A 20,561-nucleotide genomic window follows, 5' to 3' on the forward strand; every position below is an offset into this window, starting at 1 on the left:
AGTCATATGTTTTAATTAACTTTTTAAAGTTCAACATTTATTTTCCTTTAAGGAGCTTATAAGATTATATTATGCATTATTTGCATGATATTCTATTAATCACTTGTAAACAGATTAATCATTTGTAAATATAAAACTTAAATGTAGATTTAATAATATAAGACATTTGTGAAATTAAAATAAGGAGCATGCCTAGATTTGTGTAAATCAATCCAGATATGCTCCCGAAATATACTAGTTCGCTAAGTTAAAAACTTTCAATGGCCCTTTTAGCCCACTCTGAGTCTTTATACATAGCTCTTCCTACACCTATGAGATCAGCTTTTACATCTACAAGCAGTTTCTCTGCAGCCTCAGCCTTTGTAATACCTCCAGTTAATATAACAGGTATTGATACAAACTGTTTCAAACTTCCACTGAGTTCTGAAAAATATCCCTGAGAGTTATTTCCCGGTACAGTAAATCTGCAGAACCCTCCTGAAATATCCAAAACATCCAATCCCGCTTTTTCAAATTCACAAACCGCAACTTTACTATCTTCAAGTGTAGTTCCACCTTCCATATAATCAGAAGCTCCCAATCTCATGAAAATCGGATATTCAGGTCCTACAACTTCACGTACTGCCTCTATTATTTGCAAATGAATTTTAATTCTATCTTTTACATTATCTCCACCATATTCATCAGTCCTTTTATTTGTAAGTGGAGAATAAAATTGATTCAAAAGATATCCATGAGCAGAGTGAATTTCTACTCCATCAAAACCAGCTGCCTTTACACGAATAGCAGCATCACTAAAGCTTTTAACTATATCCTGAATTTCATCATAAGTAAGTTCTCTTGGAATACCTGATTTCATAAAAGGATTTTCCACAGCTGAAGGCGCTAACAAAACACTTCCTGTAACTGCCATAGTAGTTGCGCTCCCCGCATGGTTAAGCTGCATAACTGCCTTGCAACCGTTTTTATGAATGACACTAGCTACTTTTCTTAGGCCTTCTATTGTACTATCATTTGCCACAGAAAGCTGGTTCTTACTAGCTTTTCCCTGCTGTGCAATAAAGCTGTGTTCAACTATAATAAGTGATAAATATCCTCCTCTAGACTTTTCATCATAATGTTCTAAGATCTTACTACTTACTTTTCCATCATCTTCAGATTTCTCTGTAGCCATAGGCGGCATAATTAATCTATTTTTTAAAACTAATTTACCACTGTTTAGTGGCTCAAGTAAATGTGTCATAATTTCCCTCCTGCATCTAAATTTAACTTAAATTTTATCATAGCAGACATTAAAAAACAAGTAGTGCTTTTTTGTGACAAATTTAGTGTTTAAATTATACATTTATAAAGGAATTTAAGAACTCATTTATAGTTCAACTATATAAATTACAACTTTAATCTTTCAAAAAAGTTATTGACAACAGGATAACCTTGGTAGTATACTACTAACTAAATTAAATAAAATCTTATCAAGAGAGGTTGAGGGACTGGCCCTATGAAACCCAACAACCAGCATTTTCATTTGTTTTCATTTGAATGTATTGGTGTTAATTCCTGCAGATTATTTCTGATAGATGAGATAATTGATTTTTAATATCATGATATTAAAAGGTCATTTTTCTTATCTTATAGAAAAATGACCTTATTTTTCTATAAGATAAACCATTCGATTTGCGCAAATCAAATATTCTGATAAGATTTCCATTTGATTGATAAAAGTACAAATAAAACCCTATTCGCTAAGGAGTGAACAGTATGAGTAAAGAAAACTCTAAAGGCATTAATGCCCTTAAAAAAAATCAACTTAATTTTGTAGAAGTTATTGCTCTTTCAGTTGCAATAATAGCACCTACTTTTGCTATGTCAATGAATGTAGGACTTATGGCATCAACAGTATCTTACTCTGTAAGTGCAGTATTTGTTATATCAACTATATTAATGGGCTTTGTAGCCGTATCTTTTATAAAATTCAATGAATATTTTCCATCTGCAGGTTCGGTTTATACATTTACAGAAAAATCTTTAGGTAAAAAAGCTGCTTCAATATCAGGATGGGCTCTGCTCCTTACCTATATAGGATTTTCTGCTGGATGTTCTTCTGCTTTTGGATCTCTTTTTTCTAGCTTTATTAAAGAATTAACTGGAGTAAGCATATCCTGGATTATATTTGCACTGATTTGTGAGGTATTTATATGGTTTGTATCCTATACCGATGTAAAATTAAGTACAAACATTATGCTTGTCATAGAAGCTGTATCAATCCTCCTCGTAATATTGCTTTCAGTGGTCATTCTTGTAAAAGTTGGTTCAACAAAAGGATTAAGTTTAGTTCCTTTTAAAGGAAATGGGAATAAATTTTCAAATTATGGTACTGGAATCGTATATGCAATACTATGCTTTGGTGGTTTTGAGGGAGCATCAAGTCTTGGTGAAGAAAGTAAAAATCCTAAAAAATCAATACCTCTTGCAATTGCAAGTACAGTTGTTGTAACCGGACTTATATTCGTATTCGTAAGTTATGCTGAGGTTATAGGATTTGGAGTATCGGCTTCAGGAATAGGGGCACTAACCAAGTCCTCATCTACTATAGTAGATCTTTCTAAAAATTATATAGGAAGTGTATTTACTATATTAATTACACTAGCTATCAGTATTTCTGCTTTTTCAACTGCTTTAGGATCTATGACTGCAGGTTCAAGGCTTTTATATTCAATGAGCAAAGATGGTAATGTTCCAGAAATTTTTTCTAGTGTACACCCTAAACACCATACTCCTTATGTAGCTTTAAACATCATACTTGCAATAATAATAATTCCTGTTTTAGCACTTTTTAAACATGATGGAGTAGAAGTATTTGGATATATAGGAACAATAGGTGCACTTGCCTTACTTGTTGCTTACTTTATAACAAGTTTGGGTTCACTTATATACTTTGGGAAGAAAAAAATATGGACATGGCAGCTTATTATACCAGTTATAGCTCTACTCGTTTTAGCATTTACCTTTTATTCAAATATTTATCCTATACCAGCCTTTCCTAATAATATATTCCCTTATATAGTTTTGGCATGGATAATAGTAGGTTTTAGTATTACTTCTATTTATAAAAAAAGTTCGGTTTTACCTGCAGCCTCTAAAGAGAAGGTTGCTAATTAATATATTATTTAATTTAGAAGGAGATTATATATTATGACTAATAGTTTATGGAATACTTTAAGTGATTTAAAAAAACACCAATGGGTAGATCTTACCCATGAATTTGGACCGGACACTCCAAGATTTGCAAGCTTTAATCCTGCAAAATTTGAAACTATTTTCACTCACAAGGATGGTTTCTTTGTAAAACAATATACATTTGCAGGACAATATGGAACTCACCTTGATCCTCCAGTGCATTTTGCAGAAGGCGGCAGATATATCGATGAATTGGAACTTCAAGAACTTGTTTTACCTCTTGTGGTTATAGATCTTTCAGAGAAAGTAAAAGAAAATGATGACTACGTACTTACAGTAGATGACATTTTAGAATGGGAAAAGAAATATGGTAAAATACCAGAAGGTTCTTTTGTAGCATTTAGGTCTGACTGGAGTAAAAGGTGGCCGGATCAAGATAAACTTTTAAATCTTGACAAAAATGGTGACGAGCATTATCCTGGATGGTCCATTGATGCACTCAAGTTCTTATATGAAACTCGTAAAATAGCAGCAAATGGACATGAAACCTTTGATACAGATGCACCAATAGAACAAAAAACAACTGGATTTCAGGGAGAATATTATGTATTAAAAGAAGATCATTATCAAATTGAAGTTATGACCAATTTGGACAAAGTACCTCCAACTGGAGCAATAATCTTCAGCATAGTTCCTAAGGCTCAAAAGGCACCCGGTTTCCCTGTTCGTTCATTTGCCATTCTACCTTAAATTAATAGTGTATTATACATCATTAACTTAATTCCCCCTAAATAAAAATGAGGCAAGTAAAATATATGTTTTACTTGTCTCATTTTTCTTATTCATAATTCATGCACCTCTAGTGCTTAAACTTAATTTTAATGTTTACTATTTCACCTTTTGTTCCAATTCTTATGGGAGGTCCCCAGGTTCCATAACCAGAAGTAACTATTAAATTAAAATTGTCCTTTTTAAGGTATCCATAGTCATCTTCATAAATAAACCTTGTTATAAGATTATTAGGGAAAAATTGTCCCTTATGAGTATGTCCTGAAAGCTGTAAATCCACATTTTCCTTATGAGCCTCCTCAAGACCCACCGGTCTATGATTTAATTCTATAATAGGTAGGGATTTGTCTGTATTTTTCAAAATTTCATTTAGCGGTTTTATCTTTTCGCCGCTATCAGCATCCTTTCTACCTACCACATAAAAACTATTGTCTATTTTAACTGCTTTATCTTGCAGTACTTTAACCTTTGCTTTATTCATATAACTAATTGTTTCAGATAAATTTTCTCCATATTCATGATTTCCTGTAATGTAATATACACCATACTTTGAGTTTATCCTTTTAAAAGCTTGTCCATAATACTTCTTTAACTTCGTAGTGGTGCTTTCATCAACCATATCTCCACAAAATAAAACTATGTCAGGTTTCAATTTATTTATGGAATTCACCATTTTATCAATACCTTTTTCCTTAATCATTATACCCATGTGTACATCTGACACCATTACCACGTTTAGTGAATTTATTTTACCTGCACTTTTATTTATATCTATACTATAATTTGTTACGACTGGATGAAGGGCATTCCACATGCCAAAGCAAAAAATAATTAAAACTATTATAAAAATTGAAATTCCGTCATTATATATGGCGCTTATATAATTTCTAATTCTCCCCTTAAATCCTACTTTTTTTAAAACAAACTTTACCACATCCGTGAGTATAAACAATATAAGTAAATAATAAAAAGTGCCTAGGGATACTGCTCCTATTAGTGTTAATAAAGAAGCTAATATGTTGTTTACTGATACAACACTTTTAAATATAGAACTTATAACATAAGAAAAAGCTATAAACCAAAATGCAATCCAGTACAATCTCTTTTTTAAATTTTTATTTTTCTTTAAAAATACCCCTTTTACTTTTCTTCCAACGTAATACCATACTATTATATATAAAATCAAAATAAGTATAAGTAAAATAATATTTTCAATTAACATAAGTGATTACCTACACTACATTTCTTATATTCTTCTCCCCAACTCCACATGACATCTAGTATTGGCTTTAAACTGAATCCAAGGCTTGTCAGTGAATACTCAACTCTAGGTGGAACCTCGGCATATACTTTTCTATTTACAAGGCCATCCTGCTCCATCTGTCTTAAATTTTGAGTCAAAACTTTTTGCGAAATACTTCCAACCGACTTCTTTAATTCTCCAAATCTTTTGGTACCTGTAAGCAAATCTCTAATGATTAAAACTTTCCACTTATCACCTATGAGTGAGAGTGTAGTTTCAACTGGACATGCAGGCAAATCTTTTTTATCCATAAAAGTTTCTCCTTTAAAAGTGTTATAAGCACACAATAGTATACTTTAGGTAACTACAGTACTTTTAAGTGCTTACTTTACATTTGATATTATGAATATTATTATAAATTTGTAAGTAGCAAATTGCAAGTTCAATTTTAAAGGAGGTTCATTAACATGAACGAAGTAGTAAAATTTTTAAAAGAAAATCCAGTGCAATATTTTGCAACTGTAGGATTAGACGGTAAACCCAAAGTACGTCCTTTCCAATTTATGCTTGAGAAAGAAGGAAATCTATATTTCTGCACAAACAATAAAAAAGACGTTTTTGCCCAACTTCAAAAATGTCCCTATGTTGAAATTTCAACATCAAGTCCAAAATTTGCATGGATAAGATTAAATGGTAAAGTTGTGTTTTCAAATGATATGGAAACTAAAAAAGCTATTATAGAGAACAGTAGTCTAGTAAAATCACTTTACAAATCAGCAGAAAACCCTATTTTTGAAATTTTTTATCTTAAAGACGCAAAAGCTGCAATAGCCGATTTTTCAGGTAATCCACCTAAAGAATATGCTCTTTAATTTTAAAGACTAAATTAAACTTCCGGAAGTTACTAAATCATTTTTTTCTACTTAGAGTTTCATAAAATCATATAACTAGATGGCCCTTTTTTTCAGCAAGTGTGATTGTGGCTTCTATACCAGAGTTAAATTTGAGGTAGTCACTTTCAATGCCATCACTGAATATGACTCCATTTTCAGGCATTTGAGATGATATCTTTAGTTGAGATCCTTTTTTAATTCTCCCAAAAACTATATCTGCTTTTGTAGTTCTACTTGGGAAAGGCTCTCGTACAGAAAAGTACAAATAATCAATATCCCAAGCTGGATTATTTTTTTGTTTGATTTTAAGATCTGAATTTGATGTGCTATTTATAATATTTGCAGCACCTGTAAGTATACTTTTGAGCCACCCTGTTGAACCAAGACCTGTAGATACAATAACTCCACTTGAAGATTGATGTTCTTCATCGTTTCCTAACTTTATACTGTACCTAGCAGATACATGACTTTTTTGTCCTATGAACAAGTCATTTACAGCATAAATACTCTGTCCATCATTTAAAGCTGCTTTCGCCATGGAAACTTCTTTAACTTGTCTTTTTACATTAAAAACATCTTTAACAACCAATTTAAGATCATCAACTTTAAATGGAAGAAGCACTCCATCCCATCTTGAAGGATCAGGATTTACACCAATTAAAAGCTGATTTGAAAGATACTTTAAAGTATTTGCCACAAGACCATCCTGTCCTATAACTACCACTAAATCATTACCCCCAAATATAAAATTAGGTACAAAATCCCTATCGACAATTTGAGTTCTGCCTAATTCTTCAAGTTGACTTTGAGCTTTAGATACAGCTTGTTTATAAATTTTATCTTCAGTGACATAATCTGAAAAGTCACTTCCAAGATGTTCGATATAAAACTTTGCTTGTTCAATTGTATTATATCTTGCAATTAATTCTTCAAGTCCTGTCTTCCTCTTTATTATAACTATCTTATTTTCAGTTAATCTTATCATAACTAATTTCTCCCTTTAAGTATTTCCTGAAAAAGATCAGGTGATATATTGAGCTGTCCAATTTTTCCTGCATTCTCTGCTAGTTCTTGAAGTGCAAGTGCTGCTAATTTATTTGGCTGCATTCCAATACTTGCAAGAGATTGTATTACATTAGAATCTATTCCTTCTAGTGACTTCATAACAGCTGACAATTCATAAGCTTTTGCATCAGCTCTAACTTTTGAATTTTTTACAGAAATGTCGACAAGTGATCTCTTTTTTTCTTCAAGTGCAGTTTCAAAATTCATCTTTTCTTGTTTGAGTTCATTTTGCTTTTGCTGGAAAGTTCTCTCTGCTTCAAGTTGAGTTTCTCTAACTTGTTTTTTCTTGTTTTCAACTGCTATCTCCGTATTGTATTCATTTTCCTTTACACGTCTTTCCTGTTCAATTGAAGCATTTCTTCTCTCATAAATAGCTTCATCTGCTTTTTTCAAGATTTGTTCTCTTGTCTGAGCTTCTAATGCCCTTGCGGTTTCTTTATTTGGAACGATATTTAATATTGAAAGTCCAAGTATCTCAATTCCAAGAAGTTCTATCTCCTCACTTTTTTTAATATTACTCAATATCTCACTTGCAAGTACTTCACTTGATTTAATAGCCTCTTTGAGTTCTAAATTTTCGATTGTCTTTTTAGTTAGCACCCTTACAATATTTATTACTCTCTGCGGAAGTTTTTGAGGATCATCTGAAACATATCCCTTTCCTTTCTTCATATCAAATGTATAATTTAAAACTCCTGCAATTTTCTTTTGATCGACAATTCTGAAAGTAACCTGTCCTTGAACTGTAACCGTCTGAAAATCTGAAGTAACTTCTTCAAAAATAAAAGGTGAATCCACACTTCCAATAGGGACAAGAACAATTGAAGTGGTTGGAACATAGTAATAAAATGATATTCCAGCACCTTCCCTTACAATTTTACCATTCCTATACTTTAACACATACTCACTTGGTTGAAATTTTATAAATTTAAATCCAAACATAATTTATTCCTCCTAAAAATATTATTAAATTTATAGAACTTAGATTTTGAAATTGCTTTTTATCCATATTATCGCCTACATATTTAAAACTTGTTATTAACTATTTGTTATTAACATAATAATACTAACATATGCTTATGTCAATACCTTTTTTAATATAGATATCAAAAAAATATAAAAACAAAGGGCTAAACACTTTAACCCTTTGCTTTTTATGCATTCAATTCTATTGTTATTCTTATTCCGCAATTTTTTCTTTAGAAAACGCAGCCCCAAAAATCATTACAACTGCAAAAACGATCAGATATGCAACAACCTCCATTTTATGAGAAAAGCAAGCAGCAATTATCATAAAAACACATCCAGCTAGAGAAATAATAGGTGCTATAAATCTCTTAAATGAGTTTAAATCTTTTTCTTTTTTCATCATCATAACAAAAATAGGAATATACAATGCATAAATAGTAACTATAGGTAATTCGGAAGAATCAAAAGAGAAAAATCCAAACCAAGGCTTTGTTAAGTTAGCACCATAGAAGTATAATAACCATATACCACAAAGAAGCAATCCAAATACAGATGAATTAGTAGGCATATTTGTTACATTATCAACTTGCTTAAATACATCTGGTTTTGGTCCAATATTCCTTGCTGCTAAAGAATAAATACCTCGGGTACATCCAAGCATTAATCCATTTAAAGTTCCAAGACAAGAAATGATAACAAATACAAACAGCAGTGAACCACCTACTGATGAAAAAACTGTCTGAAAAGCTAATTTAGCTCCTGCTTCACCGCCAGCCATCATAACCTTATTTGTTACTGCTCCAGCTAACCCTACATAATAGAGTATGTAAATAATCATAATTACAAAAGTTCCTCCAACAAGAGCCAATGGAAGATTTTTCTTTGCATCTTTTAACTCAGCATTAATACTTGTAGCAATTATCCATCCTTCATAAGCAAAAGCTGTAGCAACAACAGCTGTAAATAATGCATTAGAAGTATTGACTTCCTTTACTACTGTTGTAAAATTATATGCAATCATGCCATTACCCACACCTACAACTGTTCCAATTACAGCCATTAAAGCTAGTGGAATAAGCTTTATAATAGTTGTACTAACCTGAAATTTACCTGCTAAAATTGGTGACAGTGAATTTAACGCAAAACTTGCTATCAAATATAGACCTGCAATAGTCATGCACTCTCCACCTGTAATTGAGAATCCAAGTAATACACAAGTATATCTAGCGGAAACCCATGCTAATACTGACGTCAATGTTGGATAGTAAATGAGTGCCATAAACCACCCAACATAATATGCATATTTTTTGCCCAAAGTAGCTTCTGCATAATCCACTACACCGTTTACATATTGATACTTAGTTGCCATTACAGCAAAAGTATAGGCACAAGAAATCATAATAATACCACCTATAACCCAGGCCAGTATGCCAAGTGTAAGATTTCCACCTGTTGCAGTTAAAACTTTTTCTGCTTTAAAAAATACACCACTACCTATAACAATACCAATAACCATGGCTATAGCCGTAATAAGGCCATACCTTTTTTCTAACTTTGATTCCATAATCAAATATCCCCCTCTTTGATTTATTAATATTATACTGAATATTGCTTTTATACATCATGCTATCTAAGCACTACAAACAGCATGACATATTAATTTTTATTGTACCACAGAATTAAGCATTTACCAACATTTCTTTTTCTTCATTGTTATGAATTTTCAATTTATTTATTCATATACTTGTATTTGACAAAAGTTTAATTTTAGTATACTATATAATAAACTAAATAAAATCAATTTAAATCTTATCAAGAGTGGCGGAGGGACTGGCCCTATGAAACCCGACAACCAACATTTTTCATTTGAATGTATGGTGTTAATTCCAGCAGATTATTTCTGAAAGATAAGGAAAATAGTTTATATAATTAGTATTAAAAGTTGTTTTTCTTATGAAAACAGCTTTTTTATTATACAAATTATTTAAATTAACCTATTCCTTTGTATAGCTGTTCACTACTTAAATATGCAAAATAAGATTTTTATTTGATTAAGGCATTTGATAAAAAATATCCTAGCATACTGAATAGTTATTTCTTTGAAGATGCCTAAGCTACCTATATATAAAGGAGGATTTTTTATGCCAATAAATATACCCAATGACCTTCCAGCTTCTAAAACACTGAAGGCTGAAAACATATTTGTAATGAATGAAAAACGTGCATTAAAACAAGATATAAGACCTCTTAATATAGTCATATTGAATCTAATGCCGGTTAAAACCGTTACGGAAGTACAACTTTTAAGGTTGCTTAGTAATTCCCCTATTCAAGTTGATATAACATTAATGTATCCTAAATCTCACAGATCAAAAAATACTTCAGAACAATATCTTCTCAAGTATTATGAAACTTTTGATGAAATAAAGGGCAGAAAATTTGATGGCATGATAATAACAGGAGCACCTGTTGAAAAACTGAAATTTGAAGATGTTGACTATTGGGATGAATTAACTGAAATAATGGACTGGAGTAAAAAAAACGTGTATTCAACACTGCACATATGTTGGGGCTCTCAGGCCGGACTTTACCACCATTTTGGTATTCCAAAATATATTTTAGATAAAAAAATGTTTGGTGTTTTTGCACATATAATAAATGAAGAAAACACACAGTTACTTAGAGGATTTGACGATATATTTTACGCACCTCATTCAAGGCATACCTGTGTAAAAAAAGAAGATATTGAAAAAGTACCTGAATTAGAAATACTTTCAGAATCAAAAGATGCCGGAGTCTATATAGTATCAACAAAAGGCGGACGTCAAATTTTTGTAACAGGGCATCCTGAATATGATACCTTAACATTAAAATCAGAATATGACAGGGACGTAGCAGCTAATTTGCCCATAGAAATTCCGAAAAATTATTTTCCTCATAATGATACAGCAAAACAGCCTAGAGCAACTTGGAAAAGTCATGCCAACCTTTTATTTCTAAACTGGCTAAATTACTATGTATATCAAGAGACACCTTATAATTTGGATAGTCTTCAATAACATAGAAAAATGGAAATGACCTTTTAATAAAATAGTGTCATTTCCATTTTTTATAGATCTCTACAATTTCATAAATAGATTCGAAATAACCAAAATCTATTTAATAAGTTTATTCATATCTTCAGCAACATTTCTAAGTTCATTAATGTTAGCTTCTATTTCTTCACTGGTGGCAGCATTTTGAGATATTGTTTCTGTTATCATTTCATATTTTGATATTGTATCTTTTGTCATATTCGATACTTCTTCATTAAATTGAACTACATTTTTAGTTTTTGTAAATAATGTAGTAGAAGCGTTATTTGTATCCAGAACATTATTACTAAATAATTTCAAATTGGAAGTCATAGCATTTATTCCTCTGACTGTTTCATTAATAATACTATTACCGTTCTGAGACTTTTCGCTATTATACGTCATTTGTTTTTGAACTACATCAATTTTATTTTTTAGTTCATCCACTATTGCACTTGCTTGATTAAGTGATTGTTTTGTTCCTTCAGCTAATTTTCTTATTTCATCTGCTACTACTGCAAACCCTTTACCATTTTCACCTGCTCTTGCTGATTCAATTGATGCATTTAAAGCAAGAAGATTAGTTTGTTCTGATATATCTCCTATAATATTTAATATCTCATCTACTTGTCTTGATTTTTGCTTTAAATCTTTTGTAGACTTAAACGTATCCTCTATACTATTTTTTATATCCATAATAATTGAAAGAGTATCATTTAAAGATTTCTGATTTTTATCTGTAATATTTATAAAGTAATTTATTTTATCTTCACTATCCTTGGTTTTTTTAGCAACAACCTCATTAGCATTTAATAAAGTATTTAATATTTCTTTATTCTTATTTGATTTATCAAGCATTTCACCAAAACTTTTTGATACAGATTGGCTTGTCTCTGAAACTTCCAAAAGTGAACTTGTTTGTTCTTCAATAGCTGCACTTAAGTTTTCACTTGATGATAAAACAGTACCAGAAATTTGAGCTATATTTCCAAATAAATCTAACAATTTTTGCTTTTCTTTTTTTAACTCAATTTCCTTATCACCAATTGACTTTAATAGATTAGATGCAAAGTATACAACTATGAAAATTAATGCTAAAGTTATAAAAATAGTGATGATTTTCATAGCCGTTTCTGCAATAATCAATTGTTTATCCTGAAAAATTGAAGGATTATTTACAAATACTATGATTTGACATAAAAGGCTTAAAGCTATCGACTCTATAATCATTTTCATATCAAAAAACAAGGCTCCAAGAATAACGAAAAAGAAAACTATAAGCCATATGGAATTTAAGTGCATTGTAAAGTTCAAATATAAATACTGAAAATAAGTTATTATTAAAAGTACAATTTTTGTTATATTAAATGCTTTCATATTAAAACCATTTTGAGTAATTGTACATTTATAACATTTATAAAATATAAGGCCATAAATTAAACAAATATTCCAAGCATAATTAAAGAAATTACACTTATGTTGTCATTAAGTCCAAGTAATTTTATTGAAGAATAAAATAAAAATGATAGAACACAGCATACCATATAAATTATTAGCACAACTTTAAGTGATTTTTTATTAAAAGTTATCTGAAAGCTCTCTTCTTTAGTGTTCATTTTATGTCCCCCTAAATATATTAATTTTTTTATATTTTTAAGTGCAAACTGAGATAAACAAAACATACTAATATCGTTAATTTAATTGTTTACACAATAAAATTGATATTGTTGACGATATATATTTTGATAATATAGAAGGATAGACTAATACATCTATGTCACTTCATTTCAAATTTGCTTTTTCTAATACAGATTTGAAAACTTTTACAAATTAAAAATGTACCTATTAATATATAAATAGGTACCAGACTATAAGTATAGATATTGATTATTAAAACTATAATTTGGTAACCTGGCAATCATAGAAAATAATTTTCTTTAGACCCATAGCTTTGCGACTTTACCTTTCGATAAATGTGCTATTATCAATGTAGTAATATAAAATATATTACACTAAAATTTTACAAAATTCAATGGTAATCGCATATTATTGTAATTTATACATAAAATATTTGCATATTTTGCATAAGCATTTAATTTAATCATATATCCTGTAACATAATTAGATTTTTATTGACATTGAAAAGCATAACATATATAATACATATTAGTTAATAAGAATTTTACAAAAAATTAAATAAATCCTTATCAAGAGAAACTTAGGGACTGGCCCTATGAAGTTTCAGCAACCTCATGTTTTTCCTATGCGTAAACATGTAAAGGTGCTAATTCCAGCAGATCATAATAATTCTGAAAGATGAGGGAGAGATGTTTTTTTAATAAACTCTCGTAATAACCTACGCTATTTATCCTCTTCTTTTTGGAAAGAGGATTTTTTATTTTTCAGTAAAAAATTCATGAATTTAAAATACATTACTTAAAGAGAGGAAGTGAATAATGTATTTTTACATATTAAAATACATTAGTACAAATTATGGACAAACTTACATCAAAAGAAATTATAAAACTTGCACTAAAAACTGGAGCTTCTCTAGCAGGCATTGCAAATGTTGAGGACCTAAAAAAAGCCCCTGCCTTTACTGTAGTACCTAAGATGCCTAAATATAATGGTGTTGGAACTTATATGCGTGGAGAAAAAGATAAATTTCTAACAGAAGTTCTATGGCCCCAGGGAATAAAAAGTGTACTTATTTTAGCTTATCATCATCCTATAGACAACCCTGCTGTGGATTATTGGATTGAAGATCACAACACCATAGGCAACAAAAAATTAATTAGTATTACCAAAGATGTTAAAAGCATATTAGAAAAGGAATGTGTAGAAACCTATTCTTTTAATTATCATGTTGAAAAGGGTGGCATATTCTTAAAAGATTCAGCTGTAACAGCTGGACTAGGATGCATAGGTAGAAATAACTTACTAGTCACACCTGAATATGGTCCGCATGTAAGATTAAGAGCACTTGGTTTAAGTTTGGATTTACAATCAACTGGTCCTTCTAGATACGATCCATGTAAAAGCTGCAAAATTAAGTGCTGGGAAAAATGTAAAAAAGGTGCATTTGCTAAGGAAATATATTTTTCTTCAGAATTAGGTAGAAATGAACTTCCTGGAAGAGTAGGGAATTTTGATAGAACCTTGTGTAATATACAAATGGAAGAAGATGTAGCTAGTATTAAGCCTATGAATATACCTGAAGTTTCTACAGAAGAACCTGTTAATGTTATAAAATACTGCAGAACATGTGAATATGCGTGTCCCATAGGTAAATAACTATATGTTTTATTGTTAGACAAAAGGAGGAAATTTAAAATGGACACAAATTCAAAAGCAAATGAACAAGGTCAACTTAAAAGGACTTTAAAAGCCAGACATATGAACATGATTGCCATAGGAGGGTCAATTGGAACTGGTTTATTTTTCGCCAGTGGAAGCGCTGTCAGCACAGCTGGACCTGGTGGAGCTGTTTTAGCTTATGTAATTATGGGAATTTTAGTTTATTTCTTGATGACATCCCTCGGTGAAATGGCAACACTACTGCCTATATCAGGATCTTTTGAAACTTATGCTACAAGATTTATTGATCCTGCATTAGGTTTTACCCTTGGATGGAATTACTGGTTTTGCTGGGCAATATGCGTTGCTGCTGAATTAGTTGCAGGTTCAATGATTGTTAAATTCTGGCTTCCAAATACCAATACTACTTTATGGAGTATGTTATTTTTAGTAATAATTTTTATCTTAAATATTCTTTCAGCAAGAATTTACGGTGAAAGTGAATATTGGTTTGCAAGTATCAAAGTTATTACAATTATAGTATTCCTTATAGTAGGCGTTCTCATGATATTTGGCATTTTAGGTGGAAAATCACCTGGATTAAGTAATTGGGTACTATCAGATGCTTCTGGAAAGAAAGGGCCTTTTGTTGGCGGAATATCTGCTATTATTAATGTATTTTTAGTTGCAGGATTTTCTTTCTCCGGAACAGAAATAGTTGGCCTTGCCGCAGGTGAATCGGAAAATCCTGAAGAAAATGTTCCTAAAGCTATAAAAAATGTTTTCTGGCGTATTTTACTATTTTATATGGGGGCAATTATAGTAATTGGTTTTTTAGTTCCTTTTACTGATCCAAACTTATTAAAAAGTGGGGCAGATAATATTTCATACAGTCCTTTTACCATGGTATTTAAAAGATCTGGCCTAGCAATTGCAGCAAGTATTATGAACGCAGTAATTTTAACATCAGTTCTCTCCTGCGGTAATTCAGGCCTCTATGTAGCTTCACGTATGCTTTATTCCCTATCCAAAGAAGGAAAAGCACCTAAATTTTTATCAAAAGTAAACAAACATGGTGTTCCTACAACTGCTTTATACTCCACAACTGTTATTGCTTGTTTTGCTTTTTTCGCCTCTTTGATTGGAGATGGAAAAATATATTACATACTCTATAATGCTTCTGGTATCACAGCCTTCTTTGCATGGCTAGGTATAGCTATTTGCCATTATAGATTTAGGAAAGCATACATTTCCCAAGGTAAAAGTTTAAATGATTTAAAATATAGAGCTAAGTTATATCCATTTGCCCCCATTATATCTATCATACTTTGTATAATTGTTATATTTGGTTCTAACATATGGGTATTTCAAGCTAAAACATTTAGCTGGTTTGATTTTGTAACAAATTATTTGTGTATTCCTATATTTATATCTTTGTATCTTGGATACAAGATTATTAAGAAGACAAAAATAGTACCTCTTAAAGAATGTAATTTTGAATATAATGAAGATGACAATAAAAGAAAAACTTTATCCTAATATTAAGGTTATAAAAAAACAGACAATGGATACAAATTGATATGCTCCCTGTCTACTTGACAGGGAGCAGTTCAAATACCCATTGTCTACTTTTTTAATATTTAAATGAAACTTTTATTTATTCATATAAGTTTTTGCTAAAATACCTGTCTCCTCTATCCGGAAATACTGTAACTATATTACCTTTATCTATGGTTTTAGCCAGTTTTAACGCAGCTGCAATTGCTGCTCCAGAAGATGAACCTACTATCAATCCCTCACGTTTAGCCAATTCTTTAACTAGTGAAAATGCCTCCTCATCATTTACCTTTATGACTTTATCAACTAATTTTAAATCCATAGTATCTGGCAGGAAGTCATTTCCTATACCTTCAATGGCATAACCGTGTTCTTCAGTACCGCCACCAAGAGTAGATCCTTCTGGATCAGCTAATACAGCTTTTACATTATTATCTTTTTCTTTTAAATATCTTGCTATTCCTGTAAAAGTTCCCCCACTTCCAGCTCCAGCTACGAAGTAATCTATCTTACCATTTAACTGCTCATATATTTCAGGACCCGTTGTAAGGTAATGAGTCTGTGGATTGTCTTCATTTTCAAATTGACTAAGTGATATGGAATTGGGAATTTTGCTTAGAAGTTCTTTTGACTTTTCTATAGCCCCTCGCATGCCGTCTTTTTCAGGAGTATGCACTATTTCTGCACCAAGTGCCCTCATAAGCACTTGCTTTTCTATGGAAAATTTCTCTGGGACCGCAAATACTACTCTATATCCCCTATTGAGTGCTCCAAGTGCAATTCCAAGTCCAGTATTTCCTGCTGTAGCTTCTACTATAGTATATCCTTTCTTTAACTTTCCTCTTTTCTCTGCCTGCTTTATCATATAATCCCCAATTCTGTCTTTTACACTTCCTCCTGGATTGAAATTCTCAAGTTTAGCATATATATTCACGCCATCTTTTAAATCAAATTCATTTATTTTTAATATAGGAGTCTTTCCTATCATTTCCTTTATATCATCAAAAACTTCCATTTAAAAATCCCCCAATCAAATTATTTATCAAACTCTATTTTGAAAGCTCCATTGACTTTTTTAAGTCTTTTACCAAATCTTCTTTATTTTCTATTCCAACAGAAAGTCTTGCCAAATTATCTACAATTCCAACTTTTTGCCTTATTTCATAAGGTATAGCTGCATGGGTCATAGTAGCAGGATGGCACATTAAAGATTCCACTCCCCCAAGACTTTCTCCAAAAGTTATAAGTTTTAAATTCTTAAAAAATTTCTTTATATCTATATCCTTTTTCAGTACAAAGGAAATTATAGCTCCATAACCTCTAGCCTGTTTTTTCTGAATTTCATGGCCTTTATGACTCTCAAGTCCCGGATAATAGACTTTTTCTACAAAAGGACTTTCATTTAAAAATTGAGCTATATAGGCTGCATTTTCAAGGTGTCTATCCATTCTAACTGACAATGTTTTTATTCCCCTTATCAAAAGCCAGCTGTCAAAAGGTCCTAATACTCCACCTGTTGAATTTTGTATAAAATACAATCTTTCAGCTAACTTTTCATCATTTACAACAACAAGTCCTGCAACTAAGTCGCTGTGTCCACCTAAATACTTGGTTGCACTGTGAAGTACTATATCTGCTCCAAGTTCTATTGGTTTTTGAAGATAAGGTGTCATAAAAGTGTTGTCTACAATAGTCAAAAGGTTATTTTTCTTTGCAATTTCAGATATCTTTTTTATATCTGTTATATCCATAAGTGGATTAGTTGGGGATTCAATATATATTGCCTTTACTTCTTTTGTAATACTACTTTCAACTTTTTCTAGGTCACTTGTATCAATCAATTCGTAGTTTAAATCAAAATTTTTAAATACTTTATCAAGTACCCTGTAAGTTCCACCATATACGTTGTCTGATATTATTATTTTATCTCCACTTTTGAAAAGTGTCAGCACGGCAGTTATAGCTGCCATTCCTGAGGCAAATGCAAGTCCATTTTTACCTTCTTCAAGTTCTGCTATAAGTTTTTCAAGTGCTTCTCTAGTTGGATTTCCCGTTCTTGAATATTCATATCCTTTGTTTTCTCCAAGTCCACTTTGCTTATAGGTTGACGTCTGATATATTGGAACACTAACTGCTCCTGTAGTTTTATCCCCATCAACCCCACCGTGTATTAATAATGATTCTATATTCATCTTTTTATTCTCCTCTCTTGATTCCTTTAGCCATAAATATTCCCGGTTCAGTACATTCACCTTTGCTAGAATATCCTGTACATTTAAGTCCTGTACTTTCAACCTGTATATCCTTAAATCCTGCATTTTTTACCCAGTCGCTTATCATTTTATGAGAAAATCCAAGCCACTCATCATGCATTTCAATTCTTGCCCATTCTCCATCATGTTCTTCTACATCACATATGACAAAAGTTCCATCTTTTTTAAGCACTCTATAAATTTCATTAATTGCCTTTTTTGCATCTACTACATGATGGAGAGCCATATTTACAAATACAACATCAATAGATTCATCAAAGAGCGGTAAATCCGACATAGAACCTTTTATTGGATATATATTCTTAATTGATTTATCTAAAGCTTCACTATGAAGCTGTTTTAACATGTTTCTGGAATTGTCCAGAGAAAATACAAGTTTTGCATCCTGTGCAAGTGCAAGTGATATAAATCCTGTTCCACAGCCCAGGTCTGCACAAATTTTATTCTTTATATTAAATTGTGAAAGTGCTATATATTTTAATTTGTCCTCAAAATAATCTTCTCTTATTACGTCCCATTTATCTGCAATTGAATCAAAATATCCTACAGAATTCATGATTATTGTCCTCCTTATAAATAATTTCAATATAAAAAATTTTCAATTATTTTGAAATATTATATTTTTGAGTTCCGGATTCTCAAAAACAAAAAATCCTTCTGCCTCAATTCAGAGGCAGAAGGATTACTTCCGCGGTTCCACTCTGTTTATCCTATAAAAAAATACACATATAAGACAACTTAATTTTTGGTACAATCATACCTCAATGCTTTAACGGGCATATACGCTGAAGTCTACTAAACTTCAATTCAGAGCTCCAAGATGCACTTCAATTATCATCAACTAAGATCTCCTTTCATCCAAGGGAAATCCTCTCTGTAATAGTCAAATTATAATCTACTCTTCTTATCATCGCAATTCATAGTTATTTACTAAGATTTAATTTAAATCTATAATACTACGTAATTTTAATATAATCAAGTATTATTTTTAATTTTTATTTCACTTTTTTACTTTATATCTATGAGTTTTTATTATTATAGTATTTATGGGGCTGTTGCACTAAGTAATTTACATACAATATGTTGAAACAACATACTGTAGTATTCAAGCTTAGTGTGACGCCCCACTTTAAATTTATTTTGCATCAATTTTATCCAGTAGTTTTTCAATATACTCAAGTATAACCCTCTGTTTTATATCTTGAAACATTTCATCAGTATCCCATATCTTATCTTTAACACAAAGACTGTCTTTTATGCATATACTTTCTCTTAATCTAGTTGCATCCAGTTCCAATTGACTTTTTAACTCTTTCAAGTTTTCTATAGCCAATGTCATCACCTCATTTGTTCCTCTTAATATACTATTCATGACTTTAAAATTAGGAACTTTATATAAACCTTAAACTTATATCCAGCGCTTTTACAGAATGTGTAAGAGAACCTATAGATATTATATCAACACCTGTAGAAGCAATATCCCCTATAGTATTTTCGGTGACATTTCCCGAAGCTTCTAAAATAAACTTTTTATTTACAAATTTCACAGCCTTTCTCATAGTATCTACATCCATATTATCCAACATAATTACATCAACTTCAGTATTAACTGCTTCTTTCAATTGATCCAGATTTTCTACTTCTACCTCTACTTTAGCTGTAAATGGAATTTTATTTTTTATTCTTTTAACAGCTTCCGTTATAGAACCTACTGCCCTTATGTGATTATCCTTAATCATTACAAAATCAGACAAGTTCAGCCTATGATTGTATCCTCCTCCTGCTGTAACAGAATACTTATCCAAAATTCTAAATCCAGGAAGAGTTTTTCTTGTATCTACTATTTTCACATCATAATCCTTTACTAAATCAACCATCCTATTAGTTTTAGTTGCAATTCCACACATTCTTTGAAGTATATTAAGGGCAACCCTTTCTCCCTTTAATATAGATTTAGAATTTCCTTCTAATTCTACAATAACATCGCCTTTCTCCACTTTGGAACTGTCTTTTATCTTGACGTTGAATATTATACTGCTGTCCACAATTTCAAATACTCTTTTAGCCACATCAATTCCAGCAATAACACCTGGCTCCTTTGCAATAAATCTTCCTTTTGAAACCTCACTTCCCAAAAGCAAATTATCTGTAGTAACATCACCATAATTTATATCTTCTATAAGAGCATTTTTTATTAATTTATCAACTATTAAGTAATTCAAAT

The 20,561-nt window shown here is 31.1% G+C and carries 19 protein-coding genes and 4 riboswitches; of the genes, 6 read left to right on the forward strand and 13 right to left on the reverse strand.

Features of this window, described 5'->3' with window-relative positions; translation table 11 throughout:
• Nucleotides 1-247: 247 nt before the first annotated feature.
• Nucleotides 248-1,243, reverse strand: coding sequence for an NADH:flavin oxidoreductase (locus CLJU_RS11925; protein WP_013239072.1), 996 nt, complete (start codon nucleotides 1,241-1,243; stop codon nucleotides 248-250).
• 223 nt (nucleotides 1,244-1,466) lie between these two features.
• Nucleotides 1,467-1,584: riboswitch (SAM riboswitch) on the forward strand.
• 174 nt (nucleotides 1,585-1,758) lie between these two features.
• Here CLJU_RS11925 and CLJU_RS11930 point away from each other — a divergent pair.
• Both CLJU_RS11930 and CLJU_RS11935 read left to right on the forward strand, forming a co-directional pair.
• A complete protein-coding gene (locus CLJU_RS11930) occupies nucleotides 1,759-3,159 on the forward strand; it encodes an APC family permease (protein ID WP_013239073.1) in 1,401 nt (466 codons plus the stop codon).
• A gap of 33 nt (nucleotides 3,160-3,192) precedes the next feature.
• Nucleotides 3,193-3,927 (forward strand): cyclase family protein, encoded by a 735-nt coding sequence (locus CLJU_RS11935; RefSeq protein ID WP_013239074.1) that lies wholly within the window; start codon nucleotides 3,193-3,195, stop codon nucleotides 3,925-3,927.
• Nucleotides 3,928-4,036: 109 nt separating this feature from the next.
• On the opposite strand, the gene CLJU_RS11940 is transcribed toward CLJU_RS11935, so the two are convergent.
• A complete protein-coding gene (locus tag CLJU_RS11940) occupies nucleotides 4,037-5,188 on the reverse strand; it encodes a metallophosphoesterase (protein WP_013239075.1) in 1,152 nt (383 codons plus the stop codon).
• A complete protein-coding gene (locus tag CLJU_RS11945) occupies nucleotides 5,182-5,520 on the reverse strand; it encodes a winged helix-turn-helix transcriptional regulator (protein WP_013239076.1) in 339 nt (112 codons plus the stop codon). The genes CLJU_RS11940 and CLJU_RS11945 overlap by 7 nt, the downstream gene beginning before the upstream one ends.
• Nucleotides 5,521-5,676: 156 nt before the next feature.
• On the opposite strand from CLJU_RS11945, the gene CLJU_RS11950 reads away from it, so the two are divergent.
• On the forward strand, nucleotides 5,677-6,081 hold the full coding sequence (locus tag CLJU_RS11950; protein ID WP_013239077.1) for a pyridoxamine 5'-phosphate oxidase family protein: 405 nt from the start codon (nucleotides 5,677-5,679) through the stop codon (nucleotides 6,079-6,081).
• Nucleotides 6,082-6,148: 67 nt separating this feature from the next.
• On the opposite strand, the gene CLJU_RS11955 is transcribed toward CLJU_RS11950, so the two are convergent.
• The 3 genes from CLJU_RS11955 to CLJU_RS11965 all read right to left on the reverse strand — a co-directional run bounded on the left by CLJU_RS11955 (nucleotide 6,149) and on the right by CLJU_RS11965 (nucleotide 9,700).
• Entirely contained in the window at nucleotides 6,149-7,087 is a 939-nt protein-coding gene (locus tag CLJU_RS11955) for a diacylglycerol kinase catalytic domain-containing protein (protein ID WP_013239078.1), read from the reverse strand.
• Between the two features lie 2 nt (nucleotides 7,088-7,089).
• Nucleotides 7,090-8,109 (reverse strand): SPFH domain-containing protein, encoded by a 1,020-nt coding sequence (locus CLJU_RS11960; RefSeq protein ID WP_013239079.1) that lies wholly within the window; start codon nucleotides 8,107-8,109, stop codon nucleotides 7,090-7,092.
• Nucleotides 8,110-8,347: 238 nt separating this feature from the next.
• Nucleotides 8,348-9,700 carry an APC family permease gene (locus tag CLJU_RS11965; protein WP_013239080.1) on the reverse strand — a complete coding sequence of 451 codons (1,353 nt, stop codon included), beginning with the start codon at nucleotides 9,698-9,700 and terminating at the stop codon, nucleotides 8,348-8,350.
• A gap of 242 nt (nucleotides 9,701-9,942) precedes the next feature.
• Nucleotides 9,943-10,050, forward strand: a riboswitch (SAM riboswitch).
• Nucleotides 10,051-10,277: 227 nt separating this feature from the next.
• Between CLJU_RS11965 and metA the strand changes: the two genes are divergently transcribed.
• Nucleotides 10,278-11,195: a homoserine O-acetyltransferase MetA gene (gene metA, locus CLJU_RS11970; RefSeq protein ID WP_013239081.1), complete on the forward strand. Its 918-nt coding sequence runs from the start codon at nucleotides 10,278-10,280 to the stop codon at nucleotides 11,193-11,195.
• A gap of 96 nt (nucleotides 11,196-11,291) precedes the next feature.
• Here the strand turns inward: metA and CLJU_RS11975 are convergent, their stop codons facing one another.
• Both CLJU_RS11975 and CLJU_RS22935 read right to left on the reverse strand, forming a co-directional pair.
• Nucleotides 11,292-12,587 (reverse strand): methyl-accepting chemotaxis protein, encoded by a 1,296-nt coding sequence (locus CLJU_RS11975; protein WP_013239082.1) that lies wholly within the window; start codon nucleotides 12,585-12,587, stop codon nucleotides 11,292-11,294.
• Nucleotides 12,588-12,646: 59 nt separating this feature from the next.
• Complete coding sequence (locus CLJU_RS22935; RefSeq protein ID WP_242825676.1) at nucleotides 12,647-12,826, reverse strand: hypothetical protein; 180 nt, start codon at nucleotides 12,824-12,826, stop codon at nucleotides 12,647-12,649.
• Nucleotides 12,827-13,112: 286 nt separating this feature from the next.
• Nucleotides 13,113-13,200: riboswitch (cyclic di-GMP riboswitch) on the reverse strand.
• A gap of 211 nt (nucleotides 13,201-13,411) precedes the next feature.
• Nucleotides 13,412-13,533, forward strand: a riboswitch (SAM riboswitch).
• Nucleotides 13,534-13,703: 170 nt separating this feature from the next.
• On the opposite strand from CLJU_RS22935, the gene CLJU_RS11980 reads away from it, so the two are divergent.
• Nucleotides 13,704-14,504 (forward strand): hypothetical protein, encoded by an 801-nt coding sequence (locus CLJU_RS11980; protein WP_013239083.1) that lies wholly within the window; start codon nucleotides 13,704-13,706, stop codon nucleotides 14,502-14,504.
• Between the two features lie 39 nt (nucleotides 14,505-14,543).
• Nucleotides 14,544-16,046 (forward strand): amino acid permease, encoded by a 1,503-nt coding sequence (locus tag CLJU_RS11985; protein ID WP_013239084.1) that lies wholly within the window; start codon nucleotides 14,544-14,546, stop codon nucleotides 16,044-16,046.
• Nucleotides 16,047-16,164: 118 nt separating this feature from the next.
• Here CLJU_RS11985 and cysK read toward each other — a convergent pair whose 3' ends face one another.
• The 5 genes from cysK to nadC form a co-directional block, all read right to left on the reverse strand.
• The gene (gene cysK / locus CLJU_RS11990) at nucleotides 16,165-17,079 is read right to left on the reverse strand and encodes a cysteine synthase A (protein WP_013239085.1); all 915 of its coding nucleotides are present in this window, start codon (nucleotides 17,077-17,079) and stop codon (nucleotides 16,165-16,167) included.
• Nucleotides 17,080-17,113: 34 nt separating this feature from the next.
• Nucleotides 17,114-18,256, reverse strand: a complete 1,143-nt coding sequence (locus tag CLJU_RS11995; protein ID WP_013239086.1) for a bifunctional cystathionine gamma-lyase/homocysteine desulfhydrase — start codon at nucleotides 18,254-18,256, stop codon at nucleotides 17,114-17,116.
• Between the two features lie 4 nt (nucleotides 18,257-18,260).
• The gene (locus tag CLJU_RS12000; protein ID WP_013239087.1) at nucleotides 18,261-18,893 is read right to left on the reverse strand and encodes a class I SAM-dependent methyltransferase; all 633 of its coding nucleotides are present in this window, start codon (nucleotides 18,891-18,893) and stop codon (nucleotides 18,261-18,263) included.
• 579 nt (nucleotides 18,894-19,472) lie between these two features.
• Nucleotides 19,473-19,679, reverse strand: a complete 207-nt coding sequence (locus CLJU_RS12005) for a hypothetical protein (protein WP_029169944.1) — start codon at nucleotides 19,677-19,679, stop codon at nucleotides 19,473-19,475.
• Between the two features lie 49 nt (nucleotides 19,680-19,728).
• Nucleotides 19,729-20,559: a carboxylating nicotinate-nucleotide diphosphorylase gene (gene nadC, locus CLJU_RS12010; RefSeq protein WP_013239089.1), complete on the reverse strand. Its 831-nt coding sequence runs from the start codon at nucleotides 20,557-20,559 to the stop codon at nucleotides 19,729-19,731.
• Nucleotides 20,560-20,561: the final 2 nt, after the last annotated feature.

The organism is Clostridium ljungdahlii DSM 13528 (assembly GCF_000143685.1).
In the GTDB taxonomy this organism is placed as follows: domain Bacteria; phylum Bacillota; class Clostridia; order Clostridiales; family Clostridiaceae; genus Clostridium_B; species Clostridium_B ljungdahlii.